Source organism: Ruegeria sp. BF10, assembly GCF_056538725.1.
In genome coordinates, this window is sequence record NZ_JBQFTR010000002.1 from 226,105 (window position 1) to 244,726 (window position 18,622).

Sequence of the window (18,622 nt, forward strand, 5' to 3'; positions counted from 1 at the left end):
CTTACTCCATCTCTTTGCGCGCGTTGCGCACGTTCCAGACGAGGATCGGTGCAACAAGCAGCATGATCACCATGGCCGAGGCCGATCCGACACCCCAGTCATTGGCGCGGAAAAGCTTGTCATACATGTAGTTTGCCAGCACCTGCGTCTCCCACTGGCCATTGGTCATTGCAAAGACGATGTCGAACACTTTGAGAACGGTGATCGTGATCGTCGTCCAAACAACAAGGATTGTGGTTTTGATCTGCGGCACCTTGATCTTGAAAAAGATCTGAAAGGGATTGGCCCCGTCCAAGATGGCCGCCTCGATGGTTTCTTCGGGAATACCGCGCAAGGCCGCCGACAGGATCACCATGGCGAAACCCGTCTGAATCCAGATCAGGACAACCATCAGAAAGAAACTGTTCCAGAATGGAATTGTTAACCACGTGTTGGGTTCACTGCCGCCGAAGAAGATGTACAGCGCGTTCAGGATTCCTATCTGGTCTTGTTCAGCTGGTCGCGCGTCATAAACCAGTTTCCAGATCACCGATGCACCAACAAATGAAATAGCCATCGGCATGAAAATCAAGGATTTCGCAAAGTTCCCCCAACGGATTCGGTCGGTCAGTTGCGCCACGAGAAGACCAAAAGCCGTTGACATGGCCGGCACGACGATCAGCCAGAACATGTTGTTGCGCATGGCTTCCCAAAACTTCGGCTCAGCCGCCATTTGGGTATAATTGTCCAGGCCAACCCATCGGTATCCGCCACCGGGCACGCGCTCCGTCAGTGAAAGGCGCAAGGTTTCGACCACCGGATACGCCAGATAAAGCCCCAGCGCGGCAAGCGCCGGGAACAGGAACAACCATGGACGGATCAAGTTCGCGCGGTTGATGTTTCGGCCCGCATTCGGACCGCGCGGCGGAAACAGGATTTTGTCCAGAAACTGGTTGGAAAGATAGAAGTAGCCCACGCAACCCGACACGCCGATGGCGATCGTCAGCAGGCCTTGAAGTGCGGGTGTCATGGTGCGCCCATCCGTTTGGCAAGTGGGGCGGCCCTGGGACCGCCCCATAAGTTGGTCACTTGGCTGCGTCCCAGGATGCCTGGATTTCACTGGCCACGGTGGCTGCATCTTTTGCACCCGAAGAGTAGTCGACCATCCCGGTCCAGAAAGTACCTGCCCCAACCGCACCCGGCATCAGGTCGGACCCGTCAAAGCGGAAGGTCGTAGCGTTGGTCAGAATTTCGCCCTGTCCGCGCTGTGAATCATTCGAGTAGTTATCCGGGTTTGCACCAAGGTGGGGCGTCAGGAAACCATCCTGCGACATCATGATCTCATGAGCGAAAGGTGTCTTGAGGAACTCAAGAAAGGCTTCGGCCGCGGGATTTGGGTTGGTGATCGTGAACAATGTCCCGGCCCCAAGCACCGGTGTACCCAGGTCTTTTTCGGCGTAAGCCGGGAAATAGAAGAAGTCAGCATCCACCCCCAATTCCGTGCCCTCCGGAAAATAGGCGGGAATAAACGAAGCCTGACGATGCATCATGCAGGCCGGCGGGCTATCGAAAAGACCTTTGGGGCTGTCACGGAAATCAATTGCCGCCGTGTCGTCTGCATCACCCACCACATAGTCGTCATTGCGGGTAAAGCTGCCATATTCCTCAATCGCGGCTATGACGCGGGGATCATCGAACTTGATCTCGTTGGAAACCCATTGGTCATAGACTTCTGGCGGTTGCGTGCGCAGCATAAGATCCTCGACCCAATCCGTTGCGGGCCAACCCGTTGCGCCACCCGAGGCCAGACCAACGCACAAGGGCGTCTCACCGTCTTCGACCATCTGATCCATCAGAGCTTTGAACTCTTCCATGGTTTCGGGCACTTCATACCCAAAGTCTTCGAAGTTTTCGGGCACGTACCAAACCAGAGATTTGACGTTCACATTGAAGAAGAACCCGTAAAAATCGTCAGCCCCTTCAGCGTTCTCAAACGTTCCCAGATCCACCCAGGACTGACCGGCAGCGAAGTTCTCCCTGATCCAGTCCGCAGTACCTTCGGCCAAAGGTGTCAGATACCCCTGCTTGGCGAGGTTTGCCGCCAGACCGGGCTGCGGGAAAACAGTCAGGTTCGGAGCGGAACCTGCGGCTGCATCAATAAGGATTTGCTGTTCCAGAGAGTCCGAGCCCACATAGCTGGAATTCGCACCTGTTGCTTCGTCGAAATAGGCCACGAGGTTCTCGAAAGACTTGCCCTCGCCAGCCAGCCAGGGGCCGAAAATGGTCAGGCTTTCGCCGGACAGATCATTTGCTTCGGCAAAGGCCTGAAACCCATCCCAGTCAAAACTGCCCTCGCCGACGGCATGGATCATCTCACCCTCTGCCTGAACTGATCCGGCCATCAGGGCGAGTGCCGCCGCACCTGCGTAAAGCCCGTGTTTCATCAAATCCTCCTCCCAAGCTTTCATGTATTCAAAGACTCGCTTTCAAAGCGCTTTGGATAGCCCGTGTTATCCGCTAACATTGGCACCCTGTCAATGTTTTGCTTTCCGGAGCCAGAATTATTTAGATTTTCTGCTTTCCACGCAAAACAAGTTGACGGATGCTGCATTTGCTCACAAAACAAGAAAGAGCCACTCAATTGAAGGCGCTTTGAATCGTAAAATGAACCTGAAGCAGCTCTCGGAAGTTCTGGGCCTTTCGCAAACTACGGTCAGCCGGGCGCTGAACGGGTACCCCGAAGTGAGCGAGGACACACGTGCGCGCGTTCAAGCCGCGGCGCACAAACACGGGTACCGGCCGAACAGTCGCGCCAAAGGGCTTGCGACCGGACGATCGATGGTGATCGGCCACGTCATTCCCAGCTCGTCCCAACATGAAATGGTCAACCCGATCTTCGGGGATTTCGTCGCCGGTGCCGCAAAAAAATATGCCGAACATGGCTATGACATGATGTTCACCAACGCCGACGACACCTCGATTGAGGAAGCGTATCGGAGTCTTTTTCAGCGCGGCGCGGTGGACGGAGTCGTGCTGCAAGGCCCCAAAGTGAACGAACCACGTATCGAAGTCCTGACCCGTATGAGCGTCCCATTCATCGTGCATGGACGGTCGACCGGCGTCGACGCTCAGTATGACTGGATCGACGTGAACAACAAAAGTTCGTTCCTGCGCGCCACGCGCTTTCTGATTGACCTTGGCCATCGCCGTATCGCTCTGATCAACGGTCTGGAAGATATGGACTTCGCCCAACGTCGTCGCGACGGATATCTTGAGGCGCTTGGGCAGGCCGGGCTGGCGCCCGATGCAAATCTGATGCGCAGCGCTGAAATGACAGAGGTTTACGGCCATCACGAAACGCAGAACATGTTGCGCCTGGACACCCCTCCGACTGCGATTCTGTGTTCGTCGATGATATCCGCCATCGGTGTGCGGCGCGCTCTGTCCGAAAACGGGCTTGAGATGGGTGCGGATGTATCAGTGATCGCCCATGACGACGACCTGTCCTATTTGAAGAACGGACAGGATGTTCCGATTTTCACCGCAACGCGCTCGTCCGTCCGGCAGGCAGGTGAAATGGCGGCTGACATGTTGATCCAGCGCATCAAATCTCCGAATGATCCCGTCAAAACGAGGCTGCTGGAGGCCGAGTTGGTCGTTGGCAGGTCAACCGGCCCTGCGCCCAACAGGTTGTAACCATGAAACAAGCACGCGCTGATTTCCCCAAAAATTTCCTCTTTGGTGTCGCCACCTCTGCGTACCAGATTGAAGGCCACGCACAGGGCGGTGCGGGGCAGACTCATTGGGATACCTTTGCGGCGTCACCGGGCAACGTGGTGCGCGGGGAAAACGGAGACGTGGCCTGTGATCACCTGAACCGGTTCGAGCAGGATTTCGATCTGGTACGCGAAGCCGGGTTCGACTGTTATCGCTTTTCGACCAGTTGGGCACGTGTATTGCCGGACGGGCGTGGTCAGGTCAATCAGGCAGGGCTGGATTATTATGATCGGCTGGCTGACGCCCTGCTGGAACGCGGTATCCGCCCCTGTGTGACGCTTTATCATTGGGAATTGCCGTCAGCGCTTGCGGATCAGGGGGGATGGTGCAATCGCGATATCGCGGATTGGTTCGCGGATTATACCCAGGTCATTATGGGTCGGATCGGCGACCGGATGTTCAGTGCGGCACCGATCAACGAACCCTGGTGTGTCAGCTGGCTGAGCCATTTTGAAGGCCACCATGCGCCCGGTCTGCGCGACATCCGCGCCGCGGCCCGGGCGATGCATCACGTTTTGTTGGCCCACGGGCGGGCCATTCAGGCCATGCGCGGTCTTGGCATGAGCAACCTAGGTGCCGTGTTCAACCTCGAATGGTCCGAGCCAGCAGATGGCAGCGCGGAAGCGCGGCTTGCGGCAGATCGCTACGATGCAATCTACAACCGGTTTTTCCTGGGCGGGGTTTTCAACAAAGAATATCCCCAGACAGCCTTGGAGGGGTTGGAGCCGCACCTGCCCAAAGGCTGGCAGAACGACTTTGAAACCATCGGTACACAGGTCGATTGGTGCGGGTTGAACTATTATACCCGAAAACTGATTGCCCCGGCGGACACCGCCTGGCCCAGCCTGCAAGAGGTTCCCGGACCGTTGCCCAAAACGCAGATGGGATGGGAAATCGAGCCCTCTGCCCTCACCCGCTTTCTTGTCCGAACAAGGAAAGACTATACGGGCGCGCTGCCAATCTATATCACCGAAAACGGAATGGCGAGTGAGGCGCGCGTGCAGGACGATGATCGCATCGATTATCTCGACAGGCACCTTGCGGCCGTGCTGGACGCTTTGGCACAAGGTGTTCCGGTGAATGGCTATTTTGTCTGGTCGCTGCTGGACAATTACGAATGGGCCTTCGGGTACGAGAAGAGGTTTGGACTGGTGGACGTGGATTTCGAAACACTTGCGAGAACGCCCAAAGCGTCTTTCATGGCGCTGAAATCCGCCCTGTCCGAGGGTCAGAGCGTCTCTCAGCCGTTAGCGCAACCATTTGGTGCCGTGCATGAGCATTGGAATCTGGTCGCGGATATCGGGGGCACGAACACACGTCTGGGCGTCGTCACGAATGGCGAATTGGCAGATCTTCGGAAACACCCGACAGGAACATTGGAAAACCTGCTGGAGGCGCTCCATGATCTCAGGGACGAGATCGGAACCAACCCACAGGCCGTCGTCGCTGCCGGAGCCGGGCCTGTCAGGGACGGAACGATTCAGCTGACCAACGCGAACCTGGATCTCTCGGAGACAGAGTTGGCAAATGCAACAGGAGCGCAGCGCACCTTTGTGATAAATGATTTTACCGCCGCGGCATGGTCTGTGGCCGAGGTGACCCGGTCGGATGTTGCCGTCTTGCAGGGTCAGGTAGCGCCGCCCGCAGGCACACGATTGGTTGTTGGCCCTGGAACCGGACTCGGCGTTGGCGCCTTGCTTTATTCCGAAGGCAGGTATCACACGGTTTCCGGCGAAGGCGGGCATGTGGGTCTGTACCCGCGCCATCGCGACGAAGTTGATATTTTTGAAGCGGCGCGTCGTATCGCACCGGGCTGTTTCTTTGGGGACAGCCTGGCACTGGAAGCAGAAATGTTCCTGAGCGGAACCGGCCTGCCGGTCCTGTATCAGGCGGTTGAATTGGCAGCCGGTCATGCGCGGACACAGGAGCGCTCTGCGAAAGAAATTCTGAACGATGCCCGCAGCGGCACCGATCTCATCGCCGAAAAAACGGCGCAGATTTTTACCACTCATCTGGGTGCTTTGATGGGTGATCTGGCAGTCACCTTGATGCCGGAGGGAGGCGTTTTCCTTGTGGGCGGCGTTGCCGAGAAAAACCGCTGGCTTTTCGGTGACACCTTCAAGGATGCGTTCAACGGCGGCGGCCGCTTCAGCGATTTGCGCCGTTCCCTGAACCTTTACGTGTCTGAACAGGCAGAGTTCGGGATCATCGGCGCAAACAACTTCTGCAAGAACGCGCTGCGACAGTAACCAGCCAAACCGAAATTTCTATTCCGAGAAGGACCAAAACATGATCCTGTGCTGTGGTGAAGCGCTGATAGATATGATTTCAGAACCGACCGTGTCGGGTGCACTGGGCTTTGTGCCACATACCGGTGGTGCAGTTCTGAACACAGCCGTCGCGATGGGACGTCTGGGTGTTCCGGTTGGGATGCTGACAGGTTTGTCATCGGACATGTTCGGCCAGCAATTGATCGATGCGCTGAAAGCCAGTCATGTGGACACGACACATGTGATCATCTCGGACCGTCCTACCACGCTTGCCTTTGTGCAACTTTCGGAAGGGCACGCGACTTACAGCTTTGTTGATGAAAACACCGCGGGCCGGATGTTGCTGCCCGAAGACATGCCCGATCAGCTTCCTGCTGTCTCTGCCCTGTATCTCGGCGGAATCAGCCTTGCGTGTGAACCTTGCGCAGATGCTTATGCCGCCCTCCTGGACCGCCACGGTTCCGACCGGGCGGTGATGCTGGATCCGAATATCCGCCCGGGTTTCATCAAGGATCAAACCCGGTTCAGAGCGCGTTTGAACCGCATGATCTCACAAGCGGATATCGTCAAGGTTTCAGACGAGGACCTGGACTGGATCATTCCGGGCGCTGAATCCGAAGCCGCGAAGGCGTCTGTGCTGTTGCAGGCGGGTCCTTCCGTTGTCATCTTCACGCGTGGCAGCGACGGGGCGCACGGCTATCTGGCGGATGGTTCCGAAGTCTCGGTTCCTGTGAAGCCCGTTGAAGTGGTCGACACGATCGGCGCAGGTGACACGTTCAACGCCGGCGTCCTGACCGGTCTCAGCCGTGCAGGGCATCTGACCAAATCAGGTCTGCGCGGATTGACGGCTGAAAGCCTGCAAGCAGCCATGGAGCTGGGCGCTGACGTGGCGGCCGTGACCGTTTCCCGAGCCGGGGCGGAACCCCCCTGGGCGCACGAGCTTTGACCTGCGGGATGGCATGATGAAACGATCCGAAATCAACCGTATCAAGACCCAGGCACAAGCATTCATTCAGTCCTTCGGTGCCGTGTTGCCACCCTTTGCGGATTGGTCGCCCGAGAAAATGCGCAGCCCTCTGGCGGAAACGATCCGCGGCCGCGGGCTGGGATGGGACATAACCGATTACGCACAAGGCCGTTTCGACGAACTTGGACTGTTTCTGTTCACTCTGCGCAATGGCGAGGCGAAGGATCTGAAATCCGGGCGCGGGATGCTCTATGCGGAAAAACTACTGATCTCGAAAGACAATCAGCTTTCTCCGATGCACCGGCATATCGTCAAGGCAGAAGACATCATAAACCGGGGCGGCGGCGACCTCGTTCTGGAAATTCATGCGTCGGATCCAAACGGTGGCGTCGACCGCGACAATCCGGTGACGGTCCCAAGCGATGCCTGCCCTGTAACCTTGCAACCCGGAGAACACTTGCGGCTGAAGCCGGGCCAAAGCGTAACTTTGATGCCCGGCATCTGGCACGCTTTCTGGGCCGAGCGCGGCGATTGCCTTATTGGCGAGGTATCGACCGTGAATGACGACCGTACGGACAATGTGTTCGAAGAGCCGATCCCACGGTTTTCGAAGGTCGAGGAAGATACCGATCCGGATTTTCTTCTTGTATCAGACTATTGACACCGTTCGGTCCGGGCTGGCGCAGCAGGATCGCTGGCTCAACTGTTGCAATTCCATCCACCACCCTTTCGCCTGCCGCTTGACAAGTCTGGCATAGCCGGACTAGCTGAGCGGGATGGTTCCGTAAGGGATGAAAATGGGAACACGGTGCGGCGCTGGAATGTGCCAAGTCCGTGACTGCCCCCGCAACTGTAAGCGGAGAGCGACGCCACTTCACCACTGACCCGTATGGGTTGGGAAGGTGGGCCGAGCCTTGACCCGCAAGTCAGGAGACCTGCCATCGCATGGTAACCAACCCGGGGCGGGGCGTCCCCGAAGGAGGCTTGATGGCGCGTTTGCGTAATATCTGGGTATGTGCCCTCTGTCTGCATCTGGCAAACGACGGAGACGGCAATGACCTGCTATTCTGATCACTACGTTCTGATCTGTTCAACATGTCAGGGGACGATGCCTGCCGAGGCTGCGCAAGACGCGCTGGATGCTCAGTTGCCTGACGGTTTTGAAACCCGAATGGTGGCCTGCATGGCAGGTTGTGAGCGGGCCATGACCGTCGGATTTCAGGCCGCAGGCAAAGCGCAGTACCTGTTCGGCGACATTAAGACATCACACGACCTGGATGCCCTGGTCGAATTCGCGACCCAGTTTGGCGACAGCGACGATGGCTGGACCAGCGCTTCGGACCGCCCCCCTGCCCTTTTCGCAAAGACCCTGTCGCGAATACCCGCTTTGCCAACCCGGGGGACATCATGAGCTTTCTGGTTGCCGAGGATCTGGAGTACTACGCGCTCAATGGTGATATCCTGTTGCAGGATGTATCCTTTCGTCTGGAAGAAGGATCAATTCTGGCAATTGCCGGGCCGAACGGCGCCGGTAAGACCACTCTGTTGAAACTGCTGTGCGGGATTGAACGGATTGCCTTGGGTGATGTTTGGATAGAAGGCCAAAGCCTTCGTACCCTGTCCGCCCGCCAACGCGCCCGCTCCATTGCTGTGGTCGGACAGCAGGAAATGCCCGACGGACGGATGCGCCTGCAAGACTACGTTGCGCTGGGACAAATCCCGATTCAGGGCGAACGTTCGGTGGCTCAGCACAAGGCTGATCTTGAACGGGTGCTGACGACGACCGAACTGTCGCATTTTGCCAACAAAACGATGGGTCAACTGTCGGGCGGAGAACGTCAGCGCGCACATATCGCGCGCGCGCTGGCCCAGAATCCGTCGTTGCTGTTTCTGGACGAGCCAACCAACCATCTGGACCCCGATGCCAAGGGGCACATGCTGTCTCTGGTCGCTGATCTGGGGGTAACGGTCGTCATGATCGTCCATGATCTGGTCATGATCCCGGAATTCGCCAGCCATGTGGCGTTGATGAAAGCCACGCGTCTGACAGGGTTCGGGCCTGTTGGCGAAGTTCTGACCCCAGACCGGGTACGTGAGACATTCGGCGTGGATTATCTGTGCTTTCAGCACGAAGGCCGCATGATCCCCGCACTGGATATCCGAAAACGGAAATTGTCATAATAACAGGAGCTTACATATGATGCAGAAACTCTGGCCGGTGGTCGTCTTCGCTGGCTTGGCAGGTGGCGCGGCAGCAGAGGGCGTCACCGTGGACAATTGCGGCGAACCGCTGGCTTTTGACTCGGCGCCGGAACGTCTGGTCGTGCATGACATGAACATGACGGATATGGCCTTTGCGCTCGGCCTTCAGGACAAGATCGTGGGGCTTACCGGAATTACCGGCTGGTACAAAACAAGCCCTGATTTTGATGCTCAGCGTGGCGATATCCCAGAGCTTGCCCCCAAATACCCGACCATTGAAAACCTTGTGGCCGTCGAACCCGATCTGTTTTTTGCCGGTTGGTACTATGGCATGAAACCCGGCGGTGACGTCACGCCCGACACGCTGGAACCCTTTGGTATCAAGACCATGATTCTGTCGGAAAGCTGCGTGCATCTGGACAAGGATCGCCCCGAGGCCAGCATGAACCTGTTGTTTGATGACGTTCTGCGTCTGGGCACGGTCATGCAGGTCGAGGACAAGGCCGAGGCGCTGGTTGCCCGCTGGAAGGACCAACTGTCCGCCATCGAAGCAAAAACAGCCGATCTGGCAAAGCCCCGCGTGTTCCTGCTGGACGGGCCGGCCGATGCTCCGTTTACCGCCGGCAAGTTCGCCATTCCCGATGCAATGATCGCAGCCGCGGGTGGCGAGAACGTGACGCATGATCTGGATACCAGCTGGGGTCGCACGTCGTGGGAGGCCGTCGCCGCGGCTAACCCGGAATTTCTGGTGCTGCTCGACTATCAGTCCGGCAACGGCGCAGAGGACACTTTCCAGTTCCTCAAGGATCACCCGGTAATGTCACAAACGGACGCGGTAAAGAACGAGCGCTGGATTGGCCTGCGTTACGAGGAACTGACGCCCGGTCCGGCAAATATCGAGGCGATCGAGAAGATGGCGAAGGCGATGCACCCGGAGATCAACTGATATGGTCCAATTGGGCCGTTTGATTTTGCTGGGGGCGGTTGTTCTGACCGCCCTTTTGCTGTTGTCCATCGTCTACGGGACCACCCCAATCCCCGTGCGCGAAGTTTTTTCAGCCATCGGCCTTGGAACCGGTCTGGTGGACGGAGACATGTCGCCTTTGCACCGGATCGTCTTCGACCTTCGCCTGCCCCGCGCCCTGTTTGCCGCCGTGATTGGTGCGGGACTGGGCGTCGTTGGTGTTGTTTTGCAAACAACGACGCGAAACGATCTGGCAGATCCGTTTCTGTTCGGTCTGTCCTCTGGTGCAGCTGCTGGCGCCGTTCTGGTGATCACCGTCACGGGTGATGTATTGGGAATCTGGACGTTGCCGTTGGCGGCGTTTTGCGGCGGTCTGATCGCATCCGGCATTGTTCTGGCGCTGGTTCAGGGCTTGCGTACGAGCGCACCCGAAAAACTGATCCTTGCTGGCCTGGCTGTGTCTTTTCTGTTTTCCGCGATCACCAATTACCTGATTTTCTCTGGCGACAATCGCGCTGCGCATTCGGTGATATTCTGGATGCTTGGCGGTCTGGGACTGGCAAGATGGGAAACCTTCCCGCTTGTCCTGATCGGATTGGGCCTGATCCTGAGCTATTCCCTTTACCGCAGCCGGTGGCTTGACGCGCTGCTGACCGGGGATTTCACAGCCTCGTCACTGGGAATTCCCGTTCAGGGCCTGCGGTTCAGCATGTTCTTCGTGGCCGCGTTGGCGACGGCCAGTTTCGTATCCGTTGCCGGTGTCATCGGCTTCGTCGGGCTGATGGTGCCTCATATTGCACGCGGCATCGCCGGAACTCTGCATCGAAACCTGCTGATCGTCTCGGCCATCGTGGGCGCCATTCTGCTGACACTCTCTGATATCTTGTCACGCCTTCTTCTGGCTCCGCAGGAGTTGCCCGTCGGAATCGTCACAACGTCAATAGGATCACTTTTTGTCTTTTTGTATTTATTCAAATCCGATCGCGGGAACTAGTTTCCAAAGGTCGCGCAACACTGTCATTTCTCGACATTGATGAGGTCAAGCAGTTCTGCGTGCAGTTCAGGGGTTGCGGCGGAAACGACCGCGCCATCTGAATCGAGGGTCAAAGCGTGCCCCTGCCAATCGGTCATCACGCCGCCAGCAGCCGTGATCAGAGGTGAGAGCGCCAGATAGTCATAAGGTTGCAGATCGTAATCCACCACAGCATCGACATGGCCCGAAGCAAGCAAGGCATGGGGGTAACAATCATAGGCAAATCGGCGCGTCTGCCCTGCATTTATCAGCCGGCTGAACAGATCAGGATGATCGCGATAAATCTTGTCCCCTTCGTTCACATACAAAACCGATTGATCCAGACGCGTGGTGTGCGACACCTTTATCGGTCGCCCGTTCAGGCTGGCGCCGTCACCAACCACACCCAAATAGGTCTCATGCAAGGCCGGCATTCCGACCAGCCCCAACCGAGGGTGCCCATCCACAAGGTGCGCCAAAAGAAACCCGAACAATGGATGACCGGACAGAAACGAACGGGTTCCGTCAATCGGGTCAATCACCCACATATGACGCCCGTCGCCTGCTTCTTGCCCGTGCTCTTCGCCAAAGATGCCGTGCGTGGGGAAATGCTGTTTCAAGTAGGTGCGTACTTCTGCCTCAACTGCCTTGTCGGCCTGCGTCACCGGGCTTTCATCCTGCTTGAATTCAATGCCCAAAGATCCCCGGAAAAACCGCATCGCGGACTCCGAGGCAATACCGGCAATCTTCATCGCGTGCTCAGTCAACGCATCTGGGGTTACCATTTCCGGTCCTTTCGGCTGAAGTCATCCAATTTCCGGCGGATGAAGGGTTGCTTGCCCTGGAGGCTGAATGAGGCGTCATGAGGTTCAGTCTTCAGATTGGCGTGAGGTGTGACAATACTGGAACTTTATCAAAGGCTTATAGGTCGCAAACAGCCAGATTCGACGAACTTCCGAACATTCGGGGCGGATTTGCCGTGTTTGTATGCTTTCCCCATGTGTTCCGATCGCTGTGCGTGTGTCGGTTGATCATCTCTTGCTCGCTCGCGTCAGATCTTCACCCGGCTCATCTGCGGGTCGTACAGCGGTTGCAGTGTTACTTCGCAAGGTACCCTCTGAGTGGCGACATCCAATTCATATGTCCCTGACGTGACGTATTCCGCGTCGACGCCCTTGGCGTTTCGGATGTAACCGTAGCCGATCGACTTTCCGACGGTGTAGCCATAGCCGCCCGAGGTCAGCCATCCGACCCTTTCGCCATTCCGATAGATCGTTTCACGCCCCAGAAGAACAACGTCGGGTTCGACCGTGAAACATGCCAGCATCTTCTTTACGCCGCCGGTTTTTTGCGCCTCAGCGGCGGCACGCCCTTTGAAATCAATATTCTTCCGAAGTTTCACGGCCCAGCCCAAGCCGCTTTCGAACGGCGTATGATCCGGCCCGATATCCGAGCCCCAGGCGCGATAGCCTTTTTCAAGGCGCAGCGATTCAATCGCCCTGTATCCCGCATTTTTCAATCCATGCGGGCGCCCTGCCTCTATCAAGGCGTCGTACACCGTTTGGGCATATTCCACCGGCAGGTGCAGTTCCCACCCCAATTCACCAACATAGGTCACACGCAGCGCCTTGACCGGGCACCCCGCAATCCCGATGGTACGGATCGTGCCAAACTTGAACCCGCTGTTCGAGACGTCATCGCGCGTCACCGCCGCAAGAACATCGCGCGCTTTTGGTCCCATCAATGACAGGACTGCATTCGATGAAGTGATATCGAAAAGCTGGCAATTCATACCCTCGGGAATGCTGCGGTTGATCCAGTCGAAGTCGTGGGTGGCATAGCCGGTGCCGGTGACGATGTAGAACTCGTCATGAGCCACACGCCCAACGGTCAGGTCACACTCGATCCCGCCCTTATCGTTCAACATTTGGGTATAGACCAGCGCGCCAACCGGCTTGTCCACATCATTGGCGCAGATCCAGTTCATCGCCGCCAAAGCATCGGGGCCCTTGAGGGCGAATTTGGCGAAGGATGTCTGATCGAACAACACCGCCGCTTCGCGTGCTGCTTTGTGTTCGCGCCCGACGGCATCGAACCAGTTCTGGCGGCCAAAGCTGTATTCATCCTTGGCCACCTCGCCCTTTGACACGTCCGCGTACCAGTTGGGACGTTCCCAGCCCAGTTTCTCACCAAAACACGCGCCCTGCTTTCTCAGCGTGTCATAAAGCGGCGACTTGCGACAGGGGCGGCCCGAGTCATGCTCCTCATGCGGCCAAGCCATCGTGTAGTGTTTACCGTATGCCTCGACAGTACGGGTGCGAACCCAGTCGGTGTCGAAATGCGGGCGGCCAAAGCGGCGGATATCGGCAGACCACAAATCGAAGGGCGGCTCACCCTTGTGCACCCATTCCGCCAGCGCCATGCCGGCACCACCGCCAGCCGCGATGCCAAAGGCGTTAAAGCCTGCACCGACGAAGAAATTTCTCAACTCGGGCGCTTCGCCGATGATGAAATTGCCGTCGGGCGTGAAGCTTTCCGGCCCGTTGGTCAACGTCTTGACGCCAGCGTTCTCCAGCGCGGGCACACGACCCAACGCAAGCTCCATAAGCTGTTCGAAATGATCGAAGTTGCTGTCGAGAAGGGTATAATGGAAACCTTGCGGAATACCCTTGGTGGCCCAAGGGATCGGGTTCGGCTCATAACCGCCCATAACCAGACCACCGACTTCTTCCTTGTAGTAGGTCAGCCGGTCGGGATCGCGCAGAGTGGGCAGATTGCCGGGCACGTCGAAAGGTTCTGTCACCATGTACTGGTGCTCCATCGGAACCAGAGGAACGTTGACGCCAAAGCGGCTGGCAAAGGTGCGGGACCATTGCCCGGCGCAGCAGATCACTTTTTCACACTCGATCCGACCATGTTCGGTGATTACCGCGCGAATTTTGCCATCTTCAATCTCGATATCGATGACTTTGGTATCTTCGAATATCTTCGCCCCGGCCATGCGGGCGCCCTTGGCCAATGCTTGCGTGATATCCGACGGGTTGGCCTGACCGTCTGTCGGCAGGTAGGCTGCGCCGATCACGTCCGAAACATCCATCAAGGGCCACAGCTCCTGCGCCTCGGATGGGGTCAGAAGCTGCATGTCCAGACCAAAGGAATGCGCTGTCGTGGCCTGCCGTTTGACTTCGGTCCAACGCTCTTCGTTGCAGGCAAGGCGCAAGCCGCCGTTCATCTTCCAGCCAGTACCAAGCCCTGTTTCCTCTTCGATCTTGTTGTACAGATCGACGGAATAGCCCAGCAATTGCGTGATATTGGCGTTCGAACGCAACTGTCCCACCAGACCCGCGGCGTGGAAGGTGGTGCCCGAGGTCAGCTTCTTGCGCTCCAGCAGCACCGTGTCGGTCCAGCCCAGCTTGGCCAAGTGATAGGCGGTCGAGCAGCCGATGATCCCGCCGCCGACAATGACGGCTTTGGCTGTTGTAGGAAGGTCGGTCATGTCTATCCTCAGGTATTTTTGAAATCGGTAAGGGCTGCGCGGAACCGCGCCAGGTTTTCAGCTGTGTAGGCTGCGTAATCAAAGTCGATATCCGAGGTGATCTCGGACACCATGCTCCACATGGTTTCCCGCAGCAGCGAAGCGCATTTCATCGCCGTATAGCGGTGGCGCAGGTTGTCGTTGACCGGGGTTTCGAAATAGCTCTCAAGCACCCAGTCTTCCTGTTCAGGCGACAGGCCATTGTTCGAAGCCAGCCCGCCCAGATCAAAAAGCGGCGAGTTGAATCCGGCATAGTCGAAATCGATCAGCCAAAGGCGGTTGCAGTCGTCCAGAAAATTGCCGCAGAGCAGGTCGTTATGGCCGAACACGATGTCATACGGCCCAGCCTCACGTTCCAGTAGCGAGCCTGCGTCGATCAGATCGGGGATCAGCTTTGCATGGGCGCTGTCATTCCCGGTCAGTGTTGCGGCATAGTCCCGGATGACGTGGAACACCCAGAATACCAGCAACGGCCCGCGCAGGTGTTTCGGCACTTCGACATGACAGGCTTTCACCAATTCCAGAACACGGGGCAGCATGTTCGGATGCCGGACGTCTTCTTCCGTCAAGGTGCGGCTTTCGATGAACTCCAGCACCGTCAGATCGCCCGAGGAATGCAGCACGGCAGGCGACAGACCCGCTGCATTGGCTGCCTTGCTGGCGGCCAGCTCGTTGAACCGCATCACCTGATGCAAGGGGATGTCGTCGCCCACACGCACCACATAAGACCCGCTGCCATCCGTAACCTTGTAGTTCACATTGGTGATGCCACCGGTCAGCGGAGTGGCCTCGATCTCTCCCTGCCAGATCGGCAGAGCGCGGATGCGGGTCATCAGGTCGGGATGGCTCATATCAACTCTCCAGTCCAAAGCGGATGCGGGCCTGACGGGCACTGGCATTGATCAACCGATCGGCGATGATGGCGATGAAGGCAATCGACAGACCGGCCACCAGACCGCGGCCGGTATCGGCCTTGGTCAGGGCGATATAGACCTCCTGCCCCAGATCGCGGGTGCCGACGAGGGCGGTGATGACCAGCATGGACAGCGCCAGCATGATGGTCTGGTTGATCCCCAGCAGGATCTCAGGCAACGCCATCGGCAGACGGATATGGCGCAGCAATTGCCTGCGGGTGCAGCCCGAAACCAGACCGGCCTCGATCAGCTCTTCGCTAACTGACCGTATGCCATGGGCAGCATAGCGGACCGCCGGGGCCAGCGCATAAAGAACGATGGCGATCAGCGCGGTGAAATCGCCGACCCTGAATAGCATGACGACAGGGATCAGATAAACAAAGCTGGGAAGGGTTTGCAGCGTGTCGATCAGCAGGTTGATGGCCGTTCCAGCACGTTTGTTCAGCGCCGCCAGAACACCCAGAGGCACCCCGATCAGCGTTGCCAGAATGACCGATGCACCGCACAGATACACTGTCACCATCGCCTTTGACCACAGGCCCGACACAAGTACCAGCGAGGCCATCCCACCACACAGCAACGCCAGCCGCCAACCGCCAGCGTGCCAGCCCAGCAGGGCCAGCATCGCGATGGCCCACGGCCACGGGATGCCCAGCAGAACCGTTTTGATCGGGATCATGAACCAGGTCAGGAAGAAAACCTTGATGGCTTCGAACGTGTCGAAATAGTTGACGTTCAGGTATTCGACCGTGTTGTCCCAGAACGCGCCAGTGGTGATGGTCTGGCTTTCAGGATATTCCAACAACAGAGGCGAGAACTGTCCCAATACCCATGTCAGCAGCATCAGAACCACAACCAGAACCGTCCGGCGATGACGCGCGATCCACGAGCCAGCGACCTCATGATGCACCTGGCCCATCCGTTCGGCAAAGGCCTGGCTCAGACGGTCGACGGCGATGGCCAGTACCACGATGGCGATGCCGGCTTCGAACCCTGCTCCAATGTCCAGACGGCGTAGTGCGGCGAGAACGTCAAAGCCCAGCCCCCCAGCCCCGATCATCGAGGCGATGATGACCATGTTCAGGGTCAGCATGATCACCTGATTGACACCCACCATCAGGCTGTGGCTGGCCGAGGGCACAAGCACGCGCCACATCAACTGCCGCCGGGTCGTGCCCGCCATGCGTCCGAAATCCAGGATTTCGGGATCCACACCTTTCAGTGCCAACGTGGTGACCCGCACCATCGGCGGCGTCGCATAGATAATCGTCGCGACCAAGGCAGAGATCGGGCCAAACCCAAACATGAACAGGATCGGCACCAGATAGGCAAAGATCGGGATCGTCTGCATCAGGTCCAGTATTGGTGAGATGATCTTTTCAAAAAGCGGATGGCGATAGGCGAGAATGCCCAACAGCAACCCTCCGCCCGCGCCAATCGGCACCGCGATCAGGACCGAGGCCAGCGTCACCATGGCGCTGTCCCATTGTCCGAAAACTGCAAGATAGACGAAGCAGGCCCCGACCAGAGCGGCCAATCCCCAGTCGCGGCAGTATTGGCCCAAGGCGACAACGGCGGTGATGACCACGATCCAGCTGATCGCAGGCAGGATGACCTGCGCGTCATTTCCCTGACCGCTGACAAAGCCGTCGGCCAGCAGGGCCAACACCAGATTGTAGGGCTGCTCGATCAACCACGCGATGGCGCGGGTGACATCGGTGAAGGACACCGGCCCGATGGCGGCATCCTCGATCAGCCATGTCATCGCCGAGGAAATGTAGGTTTTGAACGGGATCACCCAGGCCGAGGGGAACTTGGTCAACCAGCGCGCATCCAGCGCCTTGCTCAGATCACGCCCGAAATAGCCAAGCACGATGGTGATCAGAACAAGCACCAAAATGGCAATCTGGCTGCGGGTCAGGCGGATCATGCCGTGTCTCCGCCGCCGAACAGCACATGCGCAACGGCCTTGCGGTCAATCGCTCCGACGGACTGGCCATCAGCATCCACCACCGGGATCGGCGCATCTGCCGCGATAATCCGTTCCGCCACGTCCGAGATGCGCGTGGATTGAAAGATCGGATTGCCCTCGCCCACAGCGCCGGGGGTCATGACACCGCCGACGGTCAGGACCTTTGAGCGGGGGATATGTTTCGTGAATTCAGCCACATAACCGGTGGCCGGGTGCATCACCAGCTGTTCCGGCGTGGCGATCTGGATCACCTCTCCGTCCTTCATGATGGCGATGCGGTCGGCCAGGCGAACGGCCTCTTCGAAGTCATGGGTGATGAAAACGATGGTCTTGTGCAACCGCTCCTGCAACCGCAGGAATTCATCCTGCATCTCGCGCCGGATCAGCGGATCGAGGGCCGAGAACGGCTCGTCCAAGAACCAAAGGTCCGGCTCAGTCACCAAGGAACGGGCAATGCCGACGCGCTGCTGCTGGCCGCCGGACAGCTCACGCGGGTAATAATCCTCACGCCCCTTCAAACCGACCAGTTCCACGACCTCGCGGGCCTTGGCGTCAGCTTCGGGTTTGGGTGTGGCCTGAATCGTCAGCGGAAACATCACATTCTGCAAAACGGTCAGATGCGGCAGCAACGCGAAATGCTGGAACACCATGCCCATCTTGTGACGCCTGATTTCGATCAGCTCATTCTCGCTGGCGCGCAAGAGGTCAGCATCGTCGAACAGAACTTCACCGGCGGTTGGTTCGATCAACCTGGACAAGCATCGAACCAGAGTGGATTTGCCGGACCCCGACAGGCCCATGATGACGAAAATCTCACCTTCCGAGATCTCGATATTGGCGTTGCGGACTGCGCCGATCACACCTGCCTTGCGAATATCTTCTGCCGTAGGTTCGGGGGTTGTCCGCAGCAACCGATCTGCGTTGGGGCCGTAGAGTTTCCAGATATTTCGGCACGACAGTTTGGTCTTGGGGGGCATCAGGGTGGTCCGGTTCATTCGCGAAAAAGGCCAGAGCGGTCCGAGAGAGCGAC

Annotated in this window: 15 protein-coding genes, 1 pseudogene and 1 riboswitch; of the genes and pseudogenes, 9 read left to right on the forward strand and 7 right to left on the reverse strand. The window is 57.9% G+C overall.

Features of this window, described 5'->3' with window-relative positions; genetic code table 11:
* Position 1 precedes the first annotated feature (1 nt).
* On the reverse strand, positions 2-1,009 hold the full coding sequence (locus ACR0DJ_RS10815) for a carbohydrate ABC transporter permease (protein ID WP_480684927.1): 1,008 nt from the start codon (positions 1,007-1,009) through the stop codon (positions 2-4).
* 55 nt (positions 1,010-1,064) lie between these two features.
* Positions 1,065-2,423: an ABC transporter substrate-binding protein gene (locus ACR0DJ_RS10820; protein WP_257600998.1), complete on the reverse strand. Its 1,359-nt coding sequence runs from the start codon at positions 2,421-2,423 to the stop codon at positions 1,065-1,067.
* A 220-nt stretch (positions 2,424-2,643) separates the two neighbouring features.
* On the opposite strand from ACR0DJ_RS10820, the gene ACR0DJ_RS10825 reads away from it, so the two are divergent.
* From ACR0DJ_RS10825 to ACR0DJ_RS10865, 9 genes and pseudogenes are all read left to right on the forward strand, one after another.
* The gene (locus tag ACR0DJ_RS10825) at positions 2,644-3,675 is read left to right on the forward strand and encodes a LacI family DNA-binding transcriptional regulator (protein ID WP_425079639.1); all 1,032 of its coding nucleotides are present in this window, start codon (positions 2,644-2,646) and stop codon (positions 3,673-3,675) included.
* Between the two features lie 2 nt (positions 3,676-3,677).
* Positions 3,678-4,979 (forward strand): annotated as a pseudogene (locus ACR0DJ_RS10830) (GH1 family beta-glucosidase); the annotation flags it as partial.
* Positions 4,956-6,005, forward strand: coding sequence for a glucokinase (locus ACR0DJ_RS10835; RefSeq protein ID WP_480685236.1), 1,050 nt, complete (start codon positions 4,956-4,958; stop codon positions 6,003-6,005). The pseudogene ACR0DJ_RS10830 and the gene ACR0DJ_RS10835, both read left to right, overlap by 24 nt.
* 40 nt (positions 6,006-6,045) lie before the next feature.
* Positions 6,046-6,972 (forward strand): carbohydrate kinase family protein, encoded by a 927-nt coding sequence (locus ACR0DJ_RS10840; protein ID WP_480684930.1) that lies wholly within the window; start codon positions 6,046-6,048, stop codon positions 6,970-6,972.
* 16 nt (positions 6,973-6,988) lie between these two features.
* Positions 6,989-7,654, forward strand: coding sequence for a D-lyxose/D-mannose family sugar isomerase (locus ACR0DJ_RS10845; protein ID WP_170345326.1), 666 nt, complete (start codon positions 6,989-6,991; stop codon positions 7,652-7,654).
* A gap of 99 nt (positions 7,655-7,753) precedes the next feature.
* Positions 7,754-7,950, forward strand: a riboswitch (cobalamin riboswitch).
* 97 nt (positions 7,951-8,047) lie between these two features.
* Positions 8,048-8,404, forward strand: coding sequence for a DUF1636 family protein (locus tag ACR0DJ_RS10850; RefSeq protein ID WP_480684931.1), 357 nt, complete (start codon positions 8,048-8,050; stop codon positions 8,402-8,404).
* The gene (locus tag ACR0DJ_RS10855; RefSeq protein ID WP_170345324.1) at positions 8,401-9,174 is read left to right on the forward strand and encodes an ABC transporter ATP-binding protein; all 774 of its coding nucleotides are present in this window, start codon (positions 8,401-8,403) and stop codon (positions 9,172-9,174) included. The genes ACR0DJ_RS10850 and ACR0DJ_RS10855 overlap by 4 nt, the downstream gene beginning before the upstream one ends.
* 16 nt (positions 9,175-9,190) lie before the next feature.
* Complete coding sequence (locus tag ACR0DJ_RS10860; RefSeq protein WP_253283829.1) at positions 9,191-10,141, forward strand: ABC transporter substrate-binding protein; 951 nt, start codon at positions 9,191-9,193, stop codon at positions 10,139-10,141.
* 1 nt (position 10,142) lies between these two features.
* Positions 10,143-11,153 (forward strand): FecCD family ABC transporter permease, encoded by a 1,011-nt coding sequence (locus ACR0DJ_RS10865; RefSeq protein ID WP_170345323.1) that lies wholly within the window; start codon positions 10,143-10,145, stop codon positions 11,151-11,153.
* Between the two features lie 23 nt (positions 11,154-11,176).
* On the opposite strand, the gene ACR0DJ_RS10870 is transcribed toward ACR0DJ_RS10865, so the two are convergent.
* From ACR0DJ_RS10870 to ACR0DJ_RS10890, 5 genes are all read right to left on the reverse strand, one after another.
* On the reverse strand, positions 11,177-11,956 hold the full coding sequence (locus tag ACR0DJ_RS10870; protein ID WP_425079642.1) for an inositol monophosphatase family protein: 780 nt from the start codon (positions 11,954-11,956) through the stop codon (positions 11,177-11,179).
* Positions 11,957-12,222: 266 nt separating this feature from the next.
* A complete protein-coding gene (locus ACR0DJ_RS10875) occupies positions 12,223-14,667 on the reverse strand; it encodes a GcvT family protein (RefSeq protein ID WP_480684933.1) in 2,445 nt (814 codons plus the stop codon).
* A gap of 8 nt (positions 14,668-14,675) precedes the next feature.
* Positions 14,676-15,557: a phosphotransferase gene (locus tag ACR0DJ_RS10880; protein WP_480684934.1), complete on the reverse strand. Its 882-nt coding sequence runs from the start codon at positions 15,555-15,557 to the stop codon at positions 14,676-14,678.
* Between the two features lies 1 nt (position 15,558).
* Positions 15,559-17,550 carry an ABC transporter permease gene (locus ACR0DJ_RS10885; protein WP_480684935.1) on the reverse strand — a complete coding sequence of 664 codons (1,992 nt, stop codon included), beginning with the start codon at positions 17,548-17,550 and terminating at the stop codon, positions 15,559-15,561.
* On the reverse strand, positions 17,547-18,569 hold the full coding sequence (locus ACR0DJ_RS10890; RefSeq protein ID WP_480684936.1) for a quaternary amine ABC transporter ATP-binding protein: 1,023 nt from the start codon (positions 18,567-18,569) through the stop codon (positions 17,547-17,549). Before ACR0DJ_RS10890 ends, ACR0DJ_RS10885 begins: the two co-directional genes overlap by 4 nt.
* Between the last annotated feature and the right edge of the window lie 53 nt (positions 18,570-18,622).